Origin of the sequence: Streptomyces tateyamensis, assembly GCF_003205575.1 — a bacterium.
Classification (GTDB): Bacteria; Actinomycetota; Actinomycetes; order Streptomycetales; family Streptomycetaceae; genus Kitasatospora; species Kitasatospora tateyamensis.
The window spans coordinates 1-18,588 of the sequence record NZ_PYBW01000139.1; the positions used below are offsets into that span (position 1 = coordinate 1).

Sequence of the window (18,588 nt, forward strand, 5' to 3'; positions counted from 1 at the left end):
AAGGTCACGTACCGCCCTCTCAGTCTCCCGTCCGGCATCGGACCCATGGAGTCGGACGAGTGCCAGGTCGACCCAGCAGTGCTCGAAGTCTTCACCAACGCTCTCCTGACCCGGCACCGAGAGACGCAGCATGCCATCGAGCGAGCCCTGACCGAAGGATTCGTCATCACGATGCTGGCCCTCGCCGAGCGGGCGGGCGTCGAGGTGCATTGGGAGCCACCACCCGGTGCTGCTCCGGCCGCCGAGCTTCGAGACGTGCAGATCCCGGTGAACGCATGTGCAGCCAACCGCGAGGACCGACAGGTCTGGAGTGAGGAACTTCGCGGGAAGACACAGGAGCTGGGCCGATTTATGGCGCGCTGACGAGGCCCCGTCCCGGTCCGGCCAGCGGCCAGGAGAAGCGATGTCTAAACGTGGGGCCGAGCTTCGTGCAATGGCAAGCTCAGGAAGACCGGTGGAATGCTGGCCTCGCCCCGGCCGCTGGAGCGCCGAGCAGGTATCCCGAGGGTTCTGACGCAGCCTTACGGTTTCGTCTTGCAGACAGGCCTACGTGTTGGCCGCGTTCTGCCGCCACCACGAGATGTCCCTCTCAAGCTCTTCCAGGGCCTCGTGGCGCTGGCTGATGTGCTCGAAGAACTCGGTCGGCAACCGAACGGCATGGTCGAGGACGTAGTGTGCGAGTCCTTCCGGCCAGAGGTAGAAACCATCAGTGAAGTCGCGGTAGCCGTTGACCCGTGAGCAGATTCTGCATCTGGACGAGCCCATCCAGCCTCCGGCGAACTGCCCGCGGTTCAGATACTCCGCAACCCACTGTCGCTCAGACTCGTCCCACGCATCGTCGACGAGATCAGCGGGGTTCGGCAGGGTCTGGTCCTCGGGCGTCACCCAGAAGCCAAGCAACCTGACCGAATTGTGCGAGTCTTCCCCAGGTTCAGACATGTCGCGACGATGTCATGCCGGCTGCCGACTCGTCATCCCGGTTTGCGGCGCCGGGGTTGTCGGCGAGCAAGGCGCGCAGGGGTCTGGTGTCGGGCGTGTCGGCGATGGCGGCGTCGAGGGCGTCATCCATGCCCCGTTCCCACGCGTCGGGCAGGGCGAGTCCGGGCTGCCCCGACCACGCGATGTCGGCAGTGGCGTGGCCGGACGCGATGAGGCGGAGGTGGACCATGCCCGCGAGCCCGTCGAAGACCCTGGGACGGATGAAGTTGCGGGCCGACGGCCCGGTCAGCCGTGCTGCCTGAGGCGACTTGGGCAGGCGGTCGGCTATCGCCGTCCACAGCAGGCCACGGTCGAACGCGTCCATCACCTCCTCCAGGTCGGGCAACTCAGGATCCGCCGCTGCCTCGGCCGTGGCATCCCGGCGCGCGGGCGCTGCCCGCTCTGCGTCCCGCGCCGAGGACCACAGAGCCCTGGCCACGGCGAGACGCAGCGGCTGTGACCAGCCTTCGGCGTCGACAACGGCACGGGCCATGACGAGGTCGTCCCAGCTCATGTGCCGCATCAGCGCTGCCTCCTGGGGCAGCGTGCGCGCCTCCAGCGCGGCGAACACGTGGTCCGGGTCGCGCAGCAGGGTGAGCGCGGCCGGCTCATTGGTCGACCCGTTGGTCCTGTCACCGGGGGGCAGCGCTTCGATCAGGGCGATCCGTTCGGCGGTCGACGGGTGGGAGTCGTACGGGCGCGGGCGCGGCGGGCGCTTCCCGGCGGAGAAGCCGGCAAGCTGTTCCGCTGTCCGGGCGGCGAGCAGCCGTCGGAAGCCGCCGTGTACCTCGCCCACCGGGGGCAGCGCGTCCAGCGGCCCGCCCATCGCGGCGTACGTCTTCAGGTAGTGGGCGTGTGCGGCGTCGAGGATCGGGAGGGTACGCAGCGCGGAGGCCGTCGCGTCGCGGCCGGCGTGCTGGGCGGCCACCTGGTCGGCAGCGAGCTCCTGGTCGCGGGCCACTGACTGCGAGGCCCGCAGGTACATCCGGGCATAACCCGCATACAGGCGGCCGATCGAGAAATGCATCCAGGTGCCGCCCCGCCGGAACACCTCCACCGTGTGCAGCACCGCCTGTCGGCCGCGCATCGTGATGCCGCCGAGCCGGGTGTCGCGATTGCCGTAATGCCCGAACTCATGGGTGAGGACGGCGCGCAGCTGCGTGATGGTCAGCCCGGCGAGCAGCGGCAGGCCCAGTAGCATGCGGCGTCGCCCGGGCAACAGTCCCAGCAGGCGGCTCTGTTCGGCGACCCCGGCGTTGACGTCGCCGACCAGGTAGACCTCATCCGGCGGTCGCTCGCCCGTCACCAGGGCAGCAGCTCGTATCTCTTCCCACAGCTCGGGCTGGTCCTGCGCCGTGACCGCCACCGCGTGCGGCACCGGGCCAAGACGCCCGGCCCGCAGCGAAGCGAACACACCCCGCACGATCGCTGCCGCCAGGAACACGGTGACGGTCAGGACAGCGCCTTCGAACCAGGCCGCCCGCTCGCTGAGCAGGTGCGTCACCAGCAGCCAGTCGAGCACCGCCATGGCCACTAGCAGGACCGCACCCATCAGGTAGAAGCCGGCCAGCAGCACCAGCGCACGGACAGCGCGCAGTCGGAACGTCATCGGAAAATCCCCCAGAGGGCTCGGTCGACTCGCACCGGCCGACAACGCTCGCGGAGCCTACCCCCCAGCTCTCGGCACACCTCCACCGCCCCATGGACCACGGCCAACGTCACGGAACACGCTGACCTGGCCGAATGCAGCCCCGGTCATGTGTGCGTCCCTCCCGCTCCACCGATCGGTCCCCGCCGGACCGAGCCACTCGAACCGGCGGTCGCCGAGTCCTTCAGGACGGGAGCGCAGTTAGGAAACCTTGGAGAGTTCTCGCCACACTCGATCCCCGGCTCATCCCCAGTCTCGGGCAGTACGTTTTAGCAGGTCAGCGGCCTTCTTGGGGCGTACTGGGGGTGCGTGACCAGTCGGGCAGGACAGAGACTCCCCCACCTCTCCCCCATCCCACCGCGCAACCATCTGCCCGCCCCAACCTGCGAAATGCGCTCGCCCAGGTCAGAGAGCCGCTGTCAGGATGCCCCGGTGAGTACCACGCCGCTCCTGACCTCCGACAGCTACGAAAGGCTCGTCGCCGGCCTGCACGGACGAACCATCGTCGCGGTCGACTACTTCGTGCTGATGGTCGGGGACGAAGGCACCGATCCCGATGAGTGGGACTACGGCGCGTGGCACGAGCCGACGATGGGCGTCGAGCTGACCATGGACGACGGCGGCACATACTCGGCGGTGTGGGGCAGCACGTTCGACTACTACGGCGTTGAGCTCTACTCGGCGCCTATGCGCGACTTCCTCTCCCGCATCGGCGAGCCGGGCGGGTCGGCCCGCGTCGCGGTCGCGGAGCACCCCCTCTGGGCCGGGGTTCTCTCCGGCCCGATCGAGTCGTGCCGTATCCAGTGGTACGGCGAGGAGCACGGCGCCCCGACTCCAATGCCGAAAGCCATCCACGTGCGGACCGCCACCGCTCAGGTGTGGATCGCCGCCGGCCGCTCGGCCACTCACGAGCCTGACGGACCGGGGCCGTTCTACCTGTGCACCGACGATGTGCTCGTCATCTTCGACGCGGACGTCGCCGCGCGCGCGGGACTCGGAGTCTGATCAACGGCTTCGAAACGGGCTCACGGGCCGACGGTCACACTGTTTCCTGATCCCAGAAGTACGAAGCCAGCGCATCACTCATCCAGCGTCTCGAAGGGCTCGTCGTGCCACCGCCAGCCGGCGGTGCCGTCATCGTGGACGTGCAGCATGAACTCGGCGACCGGACTCTCGTCGGGGAACGTCATGGTGAGCGCACTGCGGATCCGGAAGTAGCACACGTCGGCCTCCTCCCAGTTCTCTTCGTCGACAGCCCGCTCCTGCTCTGCGAAGAGCGGACGGAACTCCTCAAAACCAGGAAGCGCCTCGACAACGGCGTGCATCCAGGGCCAATCGGCGCTGGTGACCGCCAGCCGAGCCACCTCCTGGTCGCCGCTGTGGACGTGCCAGACACTTCCGGTGGCCAGGTTGGGGTTACTCACGCCGCCATGATGGCGACCGCAGCTGACAGGCGGGCCGTCAGATCACGCCCCCTTCCGACAGGCGAATCGGCCTCGCGATCCTCCAGTTCGAGCGCGGCGAGCACCGAACCTCCGTATGCCTCCCCGAGTTCAGGTCAGCTACGAGCGCTGGCCCGGGGGCTGAGTAGTCGCGCATATCGGCGACGAGGGTCGACATCTCCGGTCCAAGAACAGCCGCATCCCAGGACTCCAGACCGCGGCCGAGAATTTTTCGGAGAGTTTCGCGCTGGCTTCACCCCCAGCACACCCCCACCTCTGGCTAGCAAGTTTCCGCAGGTCGGCGAGCTTTTAGGGGTGCGTTGGGGGTGCGCTCACCGGCGGTCAGGACGGGCATTCCCCCACTTCTCCCCCAGCTCACCCCCGCGCCATACCCAGCTCTCCTCCGTCGCACCTCCAGGGCCCTGGCGAAACCGGTGCCACGGCGAATTCGAGCCGTCGGCAACCGAGAGGACGACCCGTCATGCGTGAGAACACCACCGCCCGGATGGAGCCGCTGCAGGCCGTGGAGGAGGAGCTGCGCCGCCTCGTCGAGCGGTCGCACCCGTTGACCCTGGTGGTCGGAGACCTGGACCCGGCGCTTCCGCAGCACCCGCTCGACATGGCCTCGCTGCGGGCGCTGCTGCTGCACCCGTCGGTCGGCTACCAGGTGCGCGGGGCGATCTGGGTGCGCCTGCTGCGGCGGACTGCCATGCCCGGGTGGCGCGGGGAGGACTGGCCGACCGCGATGTGCGCGATGGCGCTCCCGGGGCTGTGGCGAATCGCCGGCCGACTGCGCCGGGAGGCGCCGGAGCTGCCGCAGGCCGAGGTCCAGCAGGTGGTGCTGGCCGGGTTCTGGAACGCGGCGGTCGAGATGCGCGAGCGTCTGGACAGCGTGGATGCGTGCCGTATCCCGGCGAGTCTGTGCTGGTCGGCGGACCGCGCTGTCCGCGCCTACAGGTCGAGCGAACAGCAGTACGCCGCGGCGCGAGCGAATTTCAGCGAGCAGACCGAGCAGCGTGACGAGGTTCCGACCGGCAGCCCCGACGAGGTGTTGGAGCGGGCGGTCGAGCGGGGTGTGCTGGCCCGTGAGCAGGCGGAGCTGATCGCGCTCAGCCGGATGGAGGGGTTGACGGTCCGGGAGCTGGCGGAGCGGGCCGGGATCACGGCGGAGGCGATGGGGATGCGGCGGCACCGCGCCGAGCAGCGCCTGGTCAAGGCGGTGCGGGCCGGGCTCCTGGACGGCTGACCGCCGGTACGACTATTTCTGACGACTCGTTAGAAATCCCGTCGATCCCGGTTTGTTGAGGTTGTAAGGGCGCCCCGGCCAGTACCGGGCGCCGCCTCGGGATCCGCCGCAGACGCTGACACCGCTGCCCCATCCGCCGCCTCGCCCCATGAGGGAGGTGACGGCCCACGGACTTCGAGGCCGCCCGGCTCCGGCGGCGCCCTTACATCCACCGCTCTCGCTTCATGCCCGTGTCAGGAGTCCCATGCCCTGCCGTGCCTTCACCCCGCCCTCGCGCCGCCCGCCCCGCTTCCCCGCCGCTCTGCTGACTGCCTTGGCGCTGACGGCGCTCGTGGTCGTCGGTGCCGTGCAACCCGCCACCGCGCAGCCCGCTTATCTCGCGGCTCCGCCGACGATCGACCAAGTCCTCGCGAACATCACCGCGTGGATCACCGGGATCGTCGCGGCAATCGCCACCACGTTCCTCACCGTCGGGGGCCTGCGTTACCTGCTGGCCGGTGGAGACCCGGGTGAGGTGATGAAGGCCAAGGGCGCGCTCAAGGGCGCCGGGATCGGATACATGATCGCGATCATGGCCCCGGTCATCCTGGACGTCCTCAAGGGCCTGGTCGGCGCCAAGTGACACCCCCTCAGCAGCAGGCACGGCAGTGGGCGGTGATGCTCAGTGTCACAGTTGCGATGCTGGCCATCGTCCTGGCCTACTCGCCGCTCGCACATGCCGAGCCCGGCGGGCCGCAACCCGCGCCCGGCGCGAGCCCTGCCCCGCCCATGCCTTCACCACCTTGGGCAGATCCGGCACCGCCACCCAGCGCCCAGGATCCGGCTCCGGGCCTGCTGCCTTCCCCGTCATTGGGCGAGAAGCCCCGGCCAACCCCGACGCCGGCGCCTTCACAGGGTCCTGCCCCCTCGCCTCCGCCGGAGACTGGTTCCGGTGACGGGGCCGGGTCCGGGGACTCGGCCTCGTTCTGGGACATTCCCGGGCAGATCCGCGAGGCGATCACCGGCTGGCTCGGTGATCTCATCAGGCCGCTCGTCGAGCCGCTGATCAACTCGTTGGTCCGAGTCCTGCTCACCACCCCCGACCCGATCCTGTTCTCCCGGGTACGCGAGCTGTGGGAGGCGATGCGCCTGATCGCGCTGGCCGGCTACGGGCTCTTCGTCCTCGCCGCCGGTGTGACTGCGATGACGCACGGCAGCGTTCAGCAACGTTGGAGCGCGGCCGACCTGCTGCCCCGGCTGGTGCTGGGCATCGCCGCCTCCAACCTGTCGCTGACCTTCTGCTCCATGTCGCTGGAGCTGGCCAACGCGATCAGCGCGGCGATCTTCGGCAACGGCGTCAGCGCCGACGACGTGGCCGGAACCCTGATCGGCCTGTTCCTGGCCCAGCTGACGGGTACTGCCGCTCCGTACATGCTCGTGCTCCAGCTGGTTGCCCTCACCTTGGGCGCCACCTTGCTGGTGACCGTTCTGGTTCGCACCGCGGCGATCATCATCCTCACCATCGCCTCCCCGCTGATGCTCGCCTGTCACGGCCACCCGGCCAGTGACGGGATCGCCCGGCTGTGGTGGCGCGCCTACCTCGGTTGCCTGGGTACCGAGATCGCGCAGGCCATCGCCTTCCTGGTCTGCGTCAAGGTTCTCCTCGACCCGAACAACTACGGCCTGGTCCCTATCCCGTCCGCTACCTCGCTGATCAACCTGATGCTGATCTGCTGCACCCTCTACCTGCTGATCAAGATCCCGTCCTGGATCCGACGCATCGTCACCACCCCCGCACGCACCATCACCGGCAACACTGGGCCGAGGATGCCGGGCCTGCGGATCCTGCGGAAAGTCGCCATCGGCGCCCTCCTCGGCATGCCGCTGGGCCCGTACGCCTTCGGCGCCCAACTCGCTGGTCGGCTCCGCACCGCCCGGACAGCAGGCCGACCAGCGACCGCAGGCACGAACATGACCGGGGTCCCGCAGTACTGGTGGGGTCGACCGCGCCGCAACGGCCCCGGCAGGGGTGGTCCGGGCGCGGCCCCGCCACCGTCCGGCGGCCCGACGGGCGGTGGCGGGCCCAGTGGCGGCCCGGGCGGGCCGTCGGCGGGTGGCAGCGGTGCGCCGCCACCGGCCGCCGGTGGTCCGGGAAGCGGCCCGGGTGGCCCCGCAGCGCCGTCCTACCAGTGGGGACGTCCACGTCGTCGTACCGCCGGCAACCGATTCGGTGCTGCACCTGCGCCTGTCAACCGGCTCAGCGGCGGTCGCAGGCCCGGCGGTTCGACCGATCAGGGCTTGCCTCCGGAGCCGAGCGGCCGGCCGCCCAAGCCCGCCGGGCCGGGTGGTCGCCCGACCCTGCCCCAACTGGGCACGGCCAGTGGCGCTCGCCGAACCCCACCACCACCCGCTGTACGGCCGACCGCCGCCTCGAACCTGCGCCCGGCCCGCGCCAACCTGCCGCCCCCGATCCCCCGCCCCGCACCACTGCGACCGCCGCTGGACACCGACCCACCTGCCGCCCGCCGAAATAGGAGGACGAAGTGAGCAACCGCTCCACCGACGACGTGCCGTGGGCGTCCATGGTCAAAATCCCGGCCGACGTCGACCGGGAGGACACCGTCCTCGGACCCCTGAGCGCGCGTCAGACTGTCCAGCTCGCTGCCGTTCTGCTGGTCCTGTGGCTCGGCTACCGCGCCACCCGGCAGATCGTCCCGCCCCTGTTCTTCGCAGCTCTCGCCCTGCCGATCGCCACCACCGCCACGCTCGCGGTCCTCACCCGCCGCGACGGGCTGTCGACGGACCGATGGCTGCTCGCCGCCTGGCGCCACCAGCACTCACCCAAGCATCTGGTCCCAGCCGGCGGACTCGCCGACGTGCTGCCCTGGCAGGCCGAGATCCTCGACGACCAACCGGTGCGCGAGCCCAGCGGAACGCTGGCCCTGCCGATCTCGGACATCGACGAGCACGGTGTCCTGGACCTCGGCCCAGCCGGGTTCGCAGCCATCGGCGAGGCCGGCACCGTCAACCTCGCCCTGCGCACCGGCGCCGAGCAACAGGCCCTCCTGGCAGCGTTCGGCCGCTGGCTCAACGCCCTCGCCGGCCCTGCACAGATCCTGCTGCGCACCCGACGTCTGGAGATCGGCTCCCGCGTGGCCGCCCTGGAGCAGGTCGCTCCCTCGATGCCCCACCCGCTACTCGAAGCGGCCTGCCTCGCACACGCCGACTTCCTCGGCGAGCTCGCTGAGCGCCACGAACTGCTCCAGCGCCAAGTGCTGATCGTCCACCGCGAGCCCGGCAGCGACTCAGGTTCCTGGACGCGAGCGCTACGGCACCGCGACGAGACCATCGGACTGCTGGCCGCTGCCGAAGTCCCCGTCCTCCCGCTGGACGGCACGGCTGCCTTCGCCGCGCTCAGTGCGGCCTGCGAGCCCGACGCACCGTCCCACCCGCGCCCTGCCCTACCGCGCGTTCCTGTCACCGCCGAGACAACTGTCGGGGAGCCCTGGTGAACATCCCGTTCCTGACTAGCCGTCAACAGTTGGTCGATGCTGAGGAAGGTCTCGGTCTTGGGCCCGACTCGGTCCAGATCGAGCCCCGGGTCCTGTCCGTCGGCGACCTTCTCGCCAGCACCCTGATCATCACCGGCTACCCCGCCGAGGTGGGACCGGGCTGGCTGGACCCGCTGCTCACCTACCCCGGCCGCCTCGACGTCTCCCTCCACGTCGACCCCGTCCCCGCGCCGGTCGCCTCCGAGCGGCTGCGCAAGCAGCGCGCCCGGCTGGAGGCCAGCCGCCGTGCCGGTCACCATGACGGCCGTCTGGAGGACCCGGAGACCGAGGCCGCAGCCGAGGACGCCGCCGAGCTCGCCTGGCGGGTGGCCCGCGGTGAGGGCAAGCTCTTCCGCGTCGGCCTCTACCTGACCCTCTACGCCGCCGACCGCCAGAGTCTTGCCGACGAGGCGTCAGCCGTTCGCGCGCTCGCCGAGTCGATGCTGCTGCGCTGCCAACCCGCCACCTGGCGTGCGCTGCAGGGCTGGACGACCTGCCTTCCCCTCGGCATCGACCAGCTCGACCGCAGCCGCACGCTGGACACCGCCGCGCTCGCCAGCTGCTTCCCTTTCTCCTCCCCTCAACTGCCCGCCGCTGACCCGGACGACGAGCACGGCGTGGGCGACGTCCTCTACGGACTGGACACCGCCACCTCCGGCCTGGTGCTGTGGGACCGCTTCGCCCAGGACAACCACAACTCCGTGACGCTGGCCCGCTCCGGCTCCGGCAAGTCCTACCTCGCCAAGCTCGAAGCCCTGCGCCTGCTCTACCAAGGCGTCCAGGTCTTCGTGATCGACCCTGAGGACGAGTACACCCGCCTCGCCGAGGCCGTCGGCGGCACCGTGATCCGCCTCGGCGCACCCGGGGTGCGCGTCAACCCGCTCGACCTCGCCGCCGACGGCTCCGTGGACCAGCTGACGCGGCGCGCGCTCTTCCTCCACTCCTTCCTCGCCGTCCTCCTCGGCCGCACGCCCAACCCCGCCGAGAAGGCACTGCTCGACGCGGCGATCCTCACCGCCTACCGCCAGGCCGGCATCACCCTCGATCCGCGCACCCACGCCCGCCCGGCCCCGCTGCTCGCCGACCTGGCCGGAGCACTCAAGGCCGGAAAGGACCCGGTGGGCCGACAGCTCGCGGACCAGCTGTCGCCGTACACCACCGGCACCCACCGCGGACTCTTCGACGGCCCCACCACCCAGCACGTAGGCGGGCACCTCACCGTCTACTCGCTGCGCGAGGTGCCCGAGGAGCTGAAGACCGCCGCCACCATGCTCACCCTCGACCGGATCTGGCAGACCGTCACCAACCTGCACGACCGCCGCCCCCGGCTCGTCGTGATCGACGAAGCCTGGCTGCTGATGCGCGACGAGCATGGCGCCCGCTTCGTCCACCGGATGGCCAAGTCCTCGCGCAAGTACTGGGCCGGCCTGTCCGTCATCACCCAGGACACCGCCGACCTGCTCGCCACCGACCTCGGCAAGGCAGTCGTCGCCAACGCCGCCACCCAGATCCTGCTCCGCCAGGCGCCCCAGGCCGTCGACGCCGTTGCCGATGCCTTCCGCCTCTCCGCAGGGGAAGCCGCCTACCTCCTCTGCGCCGGAAAGGGCGAAGCCTTGCTCTGCGGTGGACCAAGCCGGCGGGCAGCGTTCCGATCCGTTGCCTCCGATATCGAGCACCGGCTGATCACCACCAACCCCGCAGAACTCGGCGAATCCCCTGAGCATTTCGAATCGAATGAAGCGCCCAGCGACCCAGACCAAGCGCTCCTCGGCAACACGGGAGGGACGAGGTGACCGCCCTGGCACCGAACGGACCGCTGGTTCGGCTCCTGACGGATCCGAACGACTGGTGGCACAACGCCCTCGCCACCGTGACGTCCATCGGCAACGCCGACTGGCCGATCCTGCTCCCCTCCGCGGCAGCAGCAGCGGCCAGCTGCCTGGCCGCCCGGCGCGCGCTGCACCGTCGGCGCCAGCAGCAGCTCACAGCCGACGGACTCGCGATTGCGATCCTCTCCCCTCCCAGAGTTGACCCCGCCGCGGCAGCAGCGCTGTGGAGCCACCTCGTCGGACTGCTCCGGCCCTGGTACCGACGCCTGCTCTCCGGACAACCACACCTGGCCTTCGAGTACCACTTCACCCCGGCCGGACTCACCGTCAGACTCTGGGTGCCCGCCACCGTGCCGCAAGTCCTCGTGCGCAGGGCAGTCGAAGCTGCTTGGCCCGGAGCCCACACCCAGCCCGACCGCACGCCGCTGCACCTGCCAGCGGACAGTGTCTTCACCACCGGCGGCACCCTGCGTCTGGCCCGCCCCGAGGTCCTGCCGCTTCGCACGGAGCACTCCAGCGACCCGCTCCGTGCCCTGCTCGGTGCCGGACTCGCTCTCCAAGCCGACGAGAGCCTCACCGTCAGCGTCCTCGCACGGCCGGCCACCGGACGACGCGTCCGCCGCGCCAAGCACCAGCTGCAGCGGCTCCGCAGCGGCACCGGCAATCCCACCAGAGTCGGTCGCCTCTTCGACCTGCTCACCCATCAGCCGTCCCGCACCACTCCGACAGCCCGCGATCCGGAGCAGAACACCGAACTGCGCGCAGCCCTCGGCAAAGCAGCCGGCCCCCAGTGGGAGACCGTGATCCGCTACGCCGTCTCCGTTCCGCAGGCCGACGATGCCTCCGGCCCGGAACACGGCGCCGCCCGCGACGCCGTCGAGGCTGCCCGAGCGCGGGCCCGAGGCCGCGCGCACGCGGTGGCCTCCAGTTTCGCCGTGTACTCAGGACGCAACTTCTACACCCGGCGTCGCCTGCGCCAACCCGCCGATCAACTGGCGGCGCACCACTTCCCTCTGCGAGGCGACCTGCTCAGTGTTCCCGAACTCGCCGGCATCGCCCACCTCCCCCTCGACTCGGCAGCCCCCGGCGTCCAGCGGGCAGGCGCTCACTCGGTACCGCCCACAGCGGCCGTCCCGCTGCCGGGAGCTTCCGTCAAACCGCTGGGGGTCGCCGACGTCGGCGTTGCCCGGCCGGTCGGTCTGGCGGTCGCGGACGGGCGGCACCACCTCCACATCATCGGTGCGACCGGCTCCGGCAAGTCCACCCTGATGGCCAACATGGTCCTCGCCGACGCCGATGCCGGTCGTGGCGCGCTCGTGATCGACCCCAAGGGCGACCTGGTCAACGATCTCCTCGCCCGGCTCCCGGAGTCCGCCCTCGGCCAGACCGTCCTCATCGACCCCGACGACCACGCGCTCCCGCCAAGACTGAACGTGCTGGAAGGGCCGGACCCCGACGTCATCGTCGACAACCTGGTTGGGATCTTCCGGCGGATCTTCGCCGCGTTCTGGGGCCCGCGCACCGACGATGTCATGCGCGCCGCCTGCCTGACCCTCATGACCTCCCGCAGCGTCGGCAGCCACGTGACGCTCGCCGACGTCCCCCGCCTGCTCACCGAGCCGTCCTACCGACTCCGCGCGACCCGAGGCGTCAACGACCGCGTGCTGCGCGGCTTCTGGGCCTGGTACGAGCAACTCTCCGAGCCCTCCCGGGCCGCGGCCACCGGTCCACTGATGAACAAGCTCCGGGCTTTCCTGTTGCGGCCGTTCGTCCAGCAGACCATTGCAGCCGGCGCTTCAACCTTCGACCTCGGCGCGCTTCTGGACGGCGGGATCGCGCTCGTCCGCCTGCCCAAGGGTGTCCTGGGTGAGGAGACCGCCCGACTGCTGGGCTCGTTCATCGTGGCCAAGACCTGGCAGGCCGCCGCCAACCGGGCAGGCAGCGGCGAGCACCATCGCCGCGACTGCGCGATGTTCATCGACGAGTGCCAGAACTTCCTCAACTTGCCGTACCCGCTGGAGGACATGCTCGCCGAAGCCCGCGGCTACCGACTCTCACTCATCCTCGCCCACCAGCACCTCGCCCAACTCCCCCACGACCTACGCGAAGGCATCTCCGCCAACGCCCGTTCGAAGATCGTCTTCAACGCCTCCCCCGAAGACGCCCGCGAGTTGGAGCGCCACATGAGCCCCACGCTCACCGCGCACGACCTCTCCCACCTCGGCGCCTACCAGGGCGCCGCCCGCCTGGTCACCGCCAGCGCCAACGCACCCGCCTTCACCCTGCGCACCACACCGCTACCGCCGCCGATCCCCGGTCGCGCCACGGCGATCCGCCAGTCCTCCCGCACCACGTACGGCCCGCAATCCCCGACCGTGAAGTGAGGTCCCCTGTGTCCGCCACTCCCCCTCCGCGCCGACGTACCGCCGCTCCTGCCGGGCGCAGCTGGCCCGCTCTCTCCGTGCTCGCCCGACGGATGACGGACCGTGACCTGTGGCTGCTCGACATGCTGCTCGAGCACACTGTGCTCACCTCGACCCACCTGACCGAGCTGCTTGCCGTCTCCCGACGATCCGTCAACCGCCGCCTGGCGACGCTGATCGAACTCGGCGTGCTCCAGTCCTTCCGCCCGCACCACCGTCCCGGCTCCGCACCCGAGCACTTCGTCCTCGCGCCCACCGGGGCGGCCCTGCTGGCTGCCCGCTACGCCACCACCCCCGGCGCGCTCGGTTGGCACCGCGACCAGGCCACCCGCGCCATGTTCTCCCCGTTCCTCACCCACGACCTCGGGGCCCGCTCCTTCTTCACCCAGCTCACCCGTCGCGGCCCCGCCGACGAGCGACTGGCGATCTGGTGGTCGGAGAAGCGCTGCGCGCAGCTGTGGGGCGACCTCGCCTCCCCCGACGGCTACGGCCAGTACGGCCGGACCGCGTTCCTCCTGGAGTACGACACCGGAACCGAGTCGCTGCCCCGGCTGGCCGCCAAACTCGACACCTACGCAGAGCTGGCTGCCGCGACGCACACTCGCCCGCTCGTCCTCTTCACCCTCCACAGCACGGCCCGCGAAGCGAACCTCCACGACCGCCTCCGCGGCCACCCGGCGCTCGACCACCTCGCCAGCGCCTCCACCAGCCGCGACCAGTACCACCCCGCTGATCGGGCGTGGCTGCCACTCGGAGAGTTCGCCCAGCGCACCCGGCTCGCCGAGCTTCCCGTCGCCTGGCCCGTTGGCCGGCGCCCCGGTATCGCCTCGACCGACGACACGACCGGCACCCGAAGCGCCATCCTGGCGCCGGCACCCGCCCCTCCTGCGCCTGACTCACCGGCTCCGAGCTGACCGAGAGGACATCAGGTGGGGTCCACACCCGCTCGGATCGCGACCGGGGTCGGAACAGGTTGTCTTGCCTTCCTCGCTCTCGTCATGGCCGCTGCCACCGCGGTGGTCTCCACCCTGACCGGTGGCGGGCTCTTCGACCTTCACCTCTTCGACAGCGCCCCCAGCGCGACCGCCCTGGCCCAGATCCCCCTAGCCATGCTGACGCGCTACCAACAGGCGGCTCCCAGCTGCCCCGGGCTACCGTGGACGGTCCTCGCCGCGATCGGCAAGATCGAGACCGACCACGGCCGCGCACCAAACCAGGTGTCCAGTGCCGGCGCCGTCGGCCCCATGCAGTTCCTCCCCGACACCTTTAACCAGTACGCCCAGCCCGTCCCACCCGGCGGCGCCAACCCGCCCACCCCCTGGGACCCCACCGACGCCATCCACGCCGCCGCGCGGCTGCTCTGCGCGAACGGAGCACGCGACGCCCGCGACCTGCACGCCGCGATCTACTCCTACAACCATGCCGACTGGTACGTCGAGCAAGTCCTCGCCCAAGCCCGCGAATACGCCCACAGTACCGAGCAGCAGGCGCTCCCCCTCCCACCCAACCGGACCGCCGCAACTGCCATCGCCTTCGCCCATTCCAAGATCGGTACCCCCTACGAATGGGGCGGCATCGGCGAACCCGGCCATGGCTACGACTGCTCCGGCCTCACCCAAGCCGCCTACGCCTCCGCCGGCATCGCCCTCCCCCGCGTCGCGCAGGACCAACACGACGCCACCCACCAACTCCCGGACACCGCACCACTCCTGCCCAGCGACCTGGTCTTCTACGGCGCCTCCCCCGCCGCAATCACCCACGTCGGCCTCTACATCGGAGGCGGTCAGATGATCGACGCAGCCCACACCGGCACCACGGTGCGCACCGAGCCATTCCGCCACCCCGGCGACCACTACCTCGGCGCCACCCGGCCTGCCTCCTGACAGCCCAAACTCGCCGGCTCAGCATCCCGCCGAGGTGTTCAAGCCCGCCACTACGGCCGCTCGAACAGCTCTGGTGACCACCCCCGACGCGACAGGTGCGCACCCCCGTGTACCCCAGTGCGCACCCGCCCCTTCCTCCACGTCCCGCAGGAGCAACCACACGTGACCAGCGCGCCCTCAACGCCCGCACCGCACCCAACAGAATTGCGCCGCACCAGCCGGGTGATCACCCTGGGCACCTGGACCCTGATCGGCGCGGTGTGCACCTTCTCCGCCATGACCGGCGCCCAGTTCATCGGTGCGCACTCACCCTGGCGATGGTCCGGCTGGGTGCTGGCAGCGGGCGTCGACACCGCCTTCGTCATGGCGCTCCAGGCCGACGCCACCCTCGCCCGCTTCGGCTGCTCTGGCGGGCTGTGGCCCACCACGTTCCGCTGGACCACTGGAGCGTGCTCGGTGTTCGTCAATATCGGGGACGCCGCCCTCCAGCGCGACCTAGTCGGCATCGCCGTCCACCTCATCGCCCCCGCGCTGCTCCTCGTCCTCGGCGAGGCCGGGCCGGCCTGGCGCCGCCAACTCGTCACCCTCGAACGGACGACCTCAACGGCGAAGGCATCCGACCCGCGCACCCCATGCACACCTGCTGCGCACCAGGCACCCGGCCTGATCGATCTGGCGGGCCAGACCCACTCCCAAACCGCGGCTCGCGGGACGGAGGTGACCGCTCCAGTCGGTCAGGTCAGCGCTGCTGACTTCGCATCATCACCAGCCGCGGTTATCCAGGGTGCGCAGCCAGCAAACACGCTGCGCACCCTCGACCCCTTCGCGGTGCCCGCCCGGGCGATCTCTTGCTCCGACGGGGTCCAGGGTTCCAGTGCTACCGCATCTGCCAGGCAGCCCGGTGACGAGGCAGCAGGAGACGGGGACATCATCTCCACTGAACCGCCTGCGGACGCCGACGAGGCCCGAACTCGGATCGTCGACGGCCTTCGCTCTGGCCTCAGCCAGCGGGAGACCGCCCGCCGAGCGCACCGCAGTCCCACCTACGTCCGTAAGGTCTGGACGACTGTAGAGGAGGCCTCACGAACGCCCCACGCACCGACGAATCCATAAGAACCTACGCCAGTCGCAGTCGACAGGTCACGAGCCGGCACACCAGATTCCAGCGTGACAAGCTGACTACTTGAGGATGCTGTCAGTGCTGGACTGGGGAGCCTGGAGGATCTGTCGGACGCGGCCAGCCATGCCACGAACCGGAAGGTAGATTCGATTTCCTCCCGATTTGGCCATGGCCACGAGCCCCTCCGCAGCAAGCTTCTGCAGTGCATCCGGTACGAGCTCCCGATGCTTGACATCCAACCCACGGAAGAGTGCGGACTCCTTCCGCCCCGTTCCTCTCTGAGCATATATCTTCTTCAATATCGTAAGAAGAACTTTATTCATAGGCGTCGTCTTTAGGGCGAGGATGCCCTTAGCCGTCGACAGCTGGGCGTCGAACTGAGCAACCTCGCAATTTACGAAATTATGAGGCGGGATGGCCGACCACCCGGCAACCCCCGACATTTGCCCAATCAAGCAGTTCTGAAAGTGCGGCAGTGCATATCCGTCATTATCAGTGAGGTCCACTTCCTGGATAACACAGTCATGGAAGCTCAGCCAGTCATATCCCTCAGCCTCGGCGGTAAGAGAAAAAGCTCGAAGCTCAATACCGTGGAGAGAAATAGATGTGGGCGACTTGTCACTAGGCCACAGCTGCCCGGCAACGCGAATGATGTCTGCAATGACGGCATCCGAGACCCCTCGGCGCTGGAGCCCATTCGCGGACGAATATGCCAGCCCGGCGCTCGCGGTGCCCTCCTGCTCCAGCCTCACGGCGGCCACGTCGACGCCGACGTCGTCCAGACATGCAACGCTTCCGGTCATCTCGAGTAGCGGGTTCTCGCTATTTGGGTCGAGGAGACAGGTGACAAGGTCGCCCGCGCGGGCGGCGTCGGCGAGGGAGAGGTCGACGAAATGCCGAGAACCATCGACACTATCCATGGCCCCGAGGCCAGGGAGTCGTTGCAGGAGCTGATAGGAGCCTTCGTCGGGGGTGTAGCCACACACGGACTGAAATACAGAGGTAAGCTCGTCCTTTGAGATAGGTCCAAGCCCGTCTGAGGAGTGGCGCGCATGCGTGGCGAGCCGCTCCAGAACCTTGCGGACGGTAAAACCGTCCACACCCATCTCCATGTCGGCCTCACGCGCAGAAATGCGGTCCAGCATCATGTTCCAGCCGTCGCCTGCCGAGCGTCCGAATGTTCCCTCGATGGAGTCTTGCAAGACACTTGACGAGCCCAGATAGCTTAGAAGGAGGGGGCGCGAAGGCAGCCATTCTGGGAGAGCATCGTGCCAGCCATAGGCATCGAGGATCTCCTTAGCCTGTGCCTCGGTGGGCTCTCCAGCCATCAGCAAGAGAGAATCATCCCTAGGCCCCAAGGCGGTACGCATCTCGCGCTCACTGTCGAAGAAATGCGCCCGCCCAGCAAGAACAACGGAAGTCGACGCGCGTGATTCCCGACAGAAGCGGCGCACCAACTCCACGGATCGGCGACGAATATCGCGCATTGTCTGCGTCTTGCCCATCCAGCCGGGCGTTGCAATCTCGTCAAAGCCATCGAGTATTAGCGCCACATCCCCCGAACGCCATGCCCGGACTAGCTGCGATGGCGTGGGGAATCCAATAGAGCGGGCATGGCGCTCGAGCGCCTCGATAGGGTAGACCTGCCCCTGATGATCGCGCAGATTAAGAAGGATGGGAAAAGAGCTAAAAGCATTCTTTCGGTGGGCATCAGCAAGGCGCCGATACAGCTCGCGCAGGAACATGCTCTTGCCGGCACCGTAATCGCCATACAATAGCACGGATTTACCGGATGTCACGGCACTGGCCACCCGCGCAACCGAAATCGGCTTGCCCGTACTACTCTCCACCGGGTCTACGGCGACATACGGCTTCAGGTCGCCATGGTCACCGCTGGGCTCTCGTGCCGATCCAAAGGGGTAAAAGTCACGCAATTCTAGATACCTGAGGGAGTCGACTAGCTGCCCTCGCAGCTGTGCGAAACTGCACGCAAACAGCGGCGACCCTAGTGACTTGATGACCGTGCGCTGATCGGCAGTGGGCTCGTCGCGCGTAACGAAGAATCCCTTGACGGACTTGAACGGGTACTGCCGAGCCTTGGCAACACAAGCCTCGTAAAGCTTCCTGCCGTCCTTTTCTGCTTTGTCCTTTCGCCGGGAAACCGTGCACTCGACGATTGTTACCGAGTCGGGCCCCACAAAGACGCCATCGCGTTCAGCTGTGCCGATGTAAGTGGAGCCTTGGAACTCATTCTCCGGAGCGAAGAGCGCACGCGATATCCGCAAGACCTCCGCCTCGAACTCTGACTCTTCCTGCTGCTTCTCGTTTGCTGGCATGAGCAGGCCCCCTTGGCATGGTGTCCTGCGTCACATCATAGGCCGAGTTGCCCAGGGAGGAGACCGCGAGGATGCGTCTGCAGTCCCATTTTCAGGACACCTCAACCTCGCAGACCGATCTGACGCTCACCCAGCCTCGGCGTTTCACGAGGT

15 protein-coding genes are annotated in these 18,588 nt (G+C 68.9%); 11 read left to right on the plus strand and 4 right to left on the minus strand.

Annotation, left to right across the window (positions count from 1 at the left end; all coding sequences use genetic code 11):
- Positions 1-363: DUF6086 family protein (locus C7C46_RS29185; RefSeq protein ID WP_110672928.1), on the plus strand; the 363-nt coding region annotated here is incomplete at its 5' end.
- A gap of 183 nt (positions 364-546) precedes the next feature.
- On the opposite strand, the gene C7C46_RS29190 is transcribed toward C7C46_RS29185, so the two are convergent.
- On the minus strand, positions 547-939 hold the full coding sequence (locus C7C46_RS29190) for a hypothetical protein (protein WP_146259253.1): 393 nt from the start codon (positions 937-939) through the stop codon (positions 547-549).
- On the minus strand, positions 932-2,587 hold the full coding sequence (locus C7C46_RS29195; RefSeq protein ID WP_110672930.1) for a M48 family metallopeptidase: 1,656 nt from the start codon (positions 2,585-2,587) through the stop codon (positions 932-934). Before C7C46_RS29195 ends, C7C46_RS29190 begins: the two co-directional genes overlap by 8 nt.
- A 471-nt stretch (positions 2,588-3,058) precedes the next feature.
- On the opposite strand from C7C46_RS29195, the gene C7C46_RS29200 reads away from it, so the two are divergent.
- Positions 3,059-3,631 (plus strand): hypothetical protein, encoded by a 573-nt coding sequence (locus C7C46_RS29200; protein WP_110672931.1) that lies wholly within the window; start codon positions 3,059-3,061, stop codon positions 3,629-3,631.
- A gap of 74 nt (positions 3,632-3,705) precedes the next feature.
- Here the strand turns inward: C7C46_RS29200 and C7C46_RS29205 are convergent, their stop codons facing one another.
- Positions 3,706-4,050, minus strand: a complete 345-nt coding sequence (locus C7C46_RS29205; protein ID WP_146259254.1) for a hypothetical protein — start codon at positions 4,048-4,050, stop codon at positions 3,706-3,708.
- Between the two features lie 499 nt (positions 4,051-4,549).
- Between C7C46_RS29205 and C7C46_RS29210 the strand changes: the two genes are divergently transcribed.
- From C7C46_RS29210 to C7C46_RS29250, 9 genes are all read left to right on the plus strand, one after another.
- Positions 4,550-5,314 carry a sigma-70 RNA polymerase sigma factor region 4 domain-containing protein gene (locus tag C7C46_RS29210; RefSeq protein ID WP_110672933.1) on the plus strand — a complete coding sequence of 255 codons (765 nt, stop codon included), beginning with the start codon at positions 4,550-4,552 and terminating at the stop codon, positions 5,312-5,314.
- 313 nt (positions 5,315-5,627) lie between these two features.
- On the plus strand, positions 5,628-5,936 hold the full coding sequence (locus tag C7C46_RS29215) for a pilin (RefSeq protein ID WP_245985141.1): 309 nt from the start codon (positions 5,628-5,630) through the stop codon (positions 5,934-5,936).
- 146 nt (positions 5,937-6,082) lie between these two features.
- The gene (locus C7C46_RS35405; RefSeq protein ID WP_484421958.1) at positions 6,083-7,840 is read left to right on the plus strand and encodes a TrbL/VirB6 family protein; all 1,758 of its coding nucleotides are present in this window, start codon (positions 6,083-6,085) and stop codon (positions 7,838-7,840) included.
- Positions 7,837-8,805, plus strand: a complete 969-nt coding sequence (locus tag C7C46_RS29225; RefSeq protein WP_110672935.1) for a PrgI family protein — start codon at positions 7,837-7,839, stop codon at positions 8,803-8,805. The genes C7C46_RS35405 and C7C46_RS29225 overlap by 4 nt, the downstream gene beginning before the upstream one ends.
- Positions 8,802-10,637, plus strand: a complete 1,836-nt coding sequence (locus C7C46_RS29230; RefSeq protein WP_245985144.1) for a VirB4 family type IV secretion system protein — start codon at positions 8,802-8,804, stop codon at positions 10,635-10,637. Before C7C46_RS29225 ends, C7C46_RS29230 begins: the two co-directional genes overlap by 4 nt.
- A complete protein-coding gene (locus C7C46_RS29235; protein ID WP_110672937.1) occupies positions 10,634-13,057 on the plus strand; it encodes a type IV secretion system DNA-binding domain-containing protein in 2,424 nt (807 codons plus the stop codon). The genes C7C46_RS29230 and C7C46_RS29235 overlap by 4 nt, the downstream gene beginning before the upstream one ends.
- Before the next feature lie 92 nt (positions 13,058-13,149).
- A complete protein-coding gene (locus C7C46_RS29240) occupies positions 13,150-14,010 on the plus strand; it encodes a replication-relaxation family protein (RefSeq protein WP_110672938.1) in 861 nt (286 codons plus the stop codon).
- 84 nt (positions 14,011-14,094) lie between these two features.
- Positions 14,095-14,979, plus strand: a complete 885-nt coding sequence (locus tag C7C46_RS29245) for a C40 family peptidase (RefSeq protein WP_110672939.1) — start codon at positions 14,095-14,097, stop codon at positions 14,977-14,979.
- Between the two features lie 162 nt (positions 14,980-15,141).
- Entirely contained in the window at positions 15,142-16,092 is a 951-nt protein-coding gene (locus C7C46_RS29250) for a hypothetical protein (protein ID WP_146259255.1), read from the plus strand.
- Between the two features lie 66 nt (positions 16,093-16,158).
- Here C7C46_RS29250 and C7C46_RS29255 read toward each other — a convergent pair whose 3' ends face one another.
- Complete coding sequence (locus C7C46_RS29255; protein WP_110672941.1) at positions 16,159-18,435, minus strand: NACHT domain-containing protein; 2,277 nt, start codon at positions 18,433-18,435, stop codon at positions 16,159-16,161.
- Positions 18,436-18,588 lie beyond the last annotated feature (153 nt).

Bases quoted from the DNA above. Each gene is read 5' to 3' on its own strand.
- C7C46_RS29255 (WP_110672941.1), bottom strand. From the start codon at position 18,435: ATGCCAGCAAACGAGAAGCAGCAGGAAGAGTCAGAGTTCGAGGCGGAG.
- C7C46_RS35405 (WP_484421958.1), top strand. From the start codon at position 6,083: ATGCCTTCACCACCTTGGGCAGATCCGGCACCGCCACCCAGCGCCCAG.
- C7C46_RS29195 (WP_110672930.1), bottom strand. From the start codon at position 2,587: ATGACGTTCCGACTGCGCGCTGTCCGTGCGCTGGTGCTGCTGGCCGGC.
- C7C46_RS29245 (WP_110672939.1), top strand. From the start codon at position 14,095: ATGGCCGCTGCCACCGCGGTGGTCTCCACCCTGACCGGTGGCGGGCTC.
- C7C46_RS29190 (WP_146259253.1), bottom strand. From the start codon at position 939: ATGTCTGAACCTGGGGAAGACTCGCACAATTCGGTCAGGTTGCTTGGC.
- C7C46_RS29210 (WP_110672933.1), top strand. From the start codon at position 4,550: ATGCGTGAGAACACCACCGCCCGGATGGAGCCGCTGCAGGCCGTGGAG.
- C7C46_RS29240 (WP_110672938.1), top strand. From the start codon at position 13,150: ATGACGGACCGTGACCTGTGGCTGCTCGACATGCTGCTCGAGCACACT.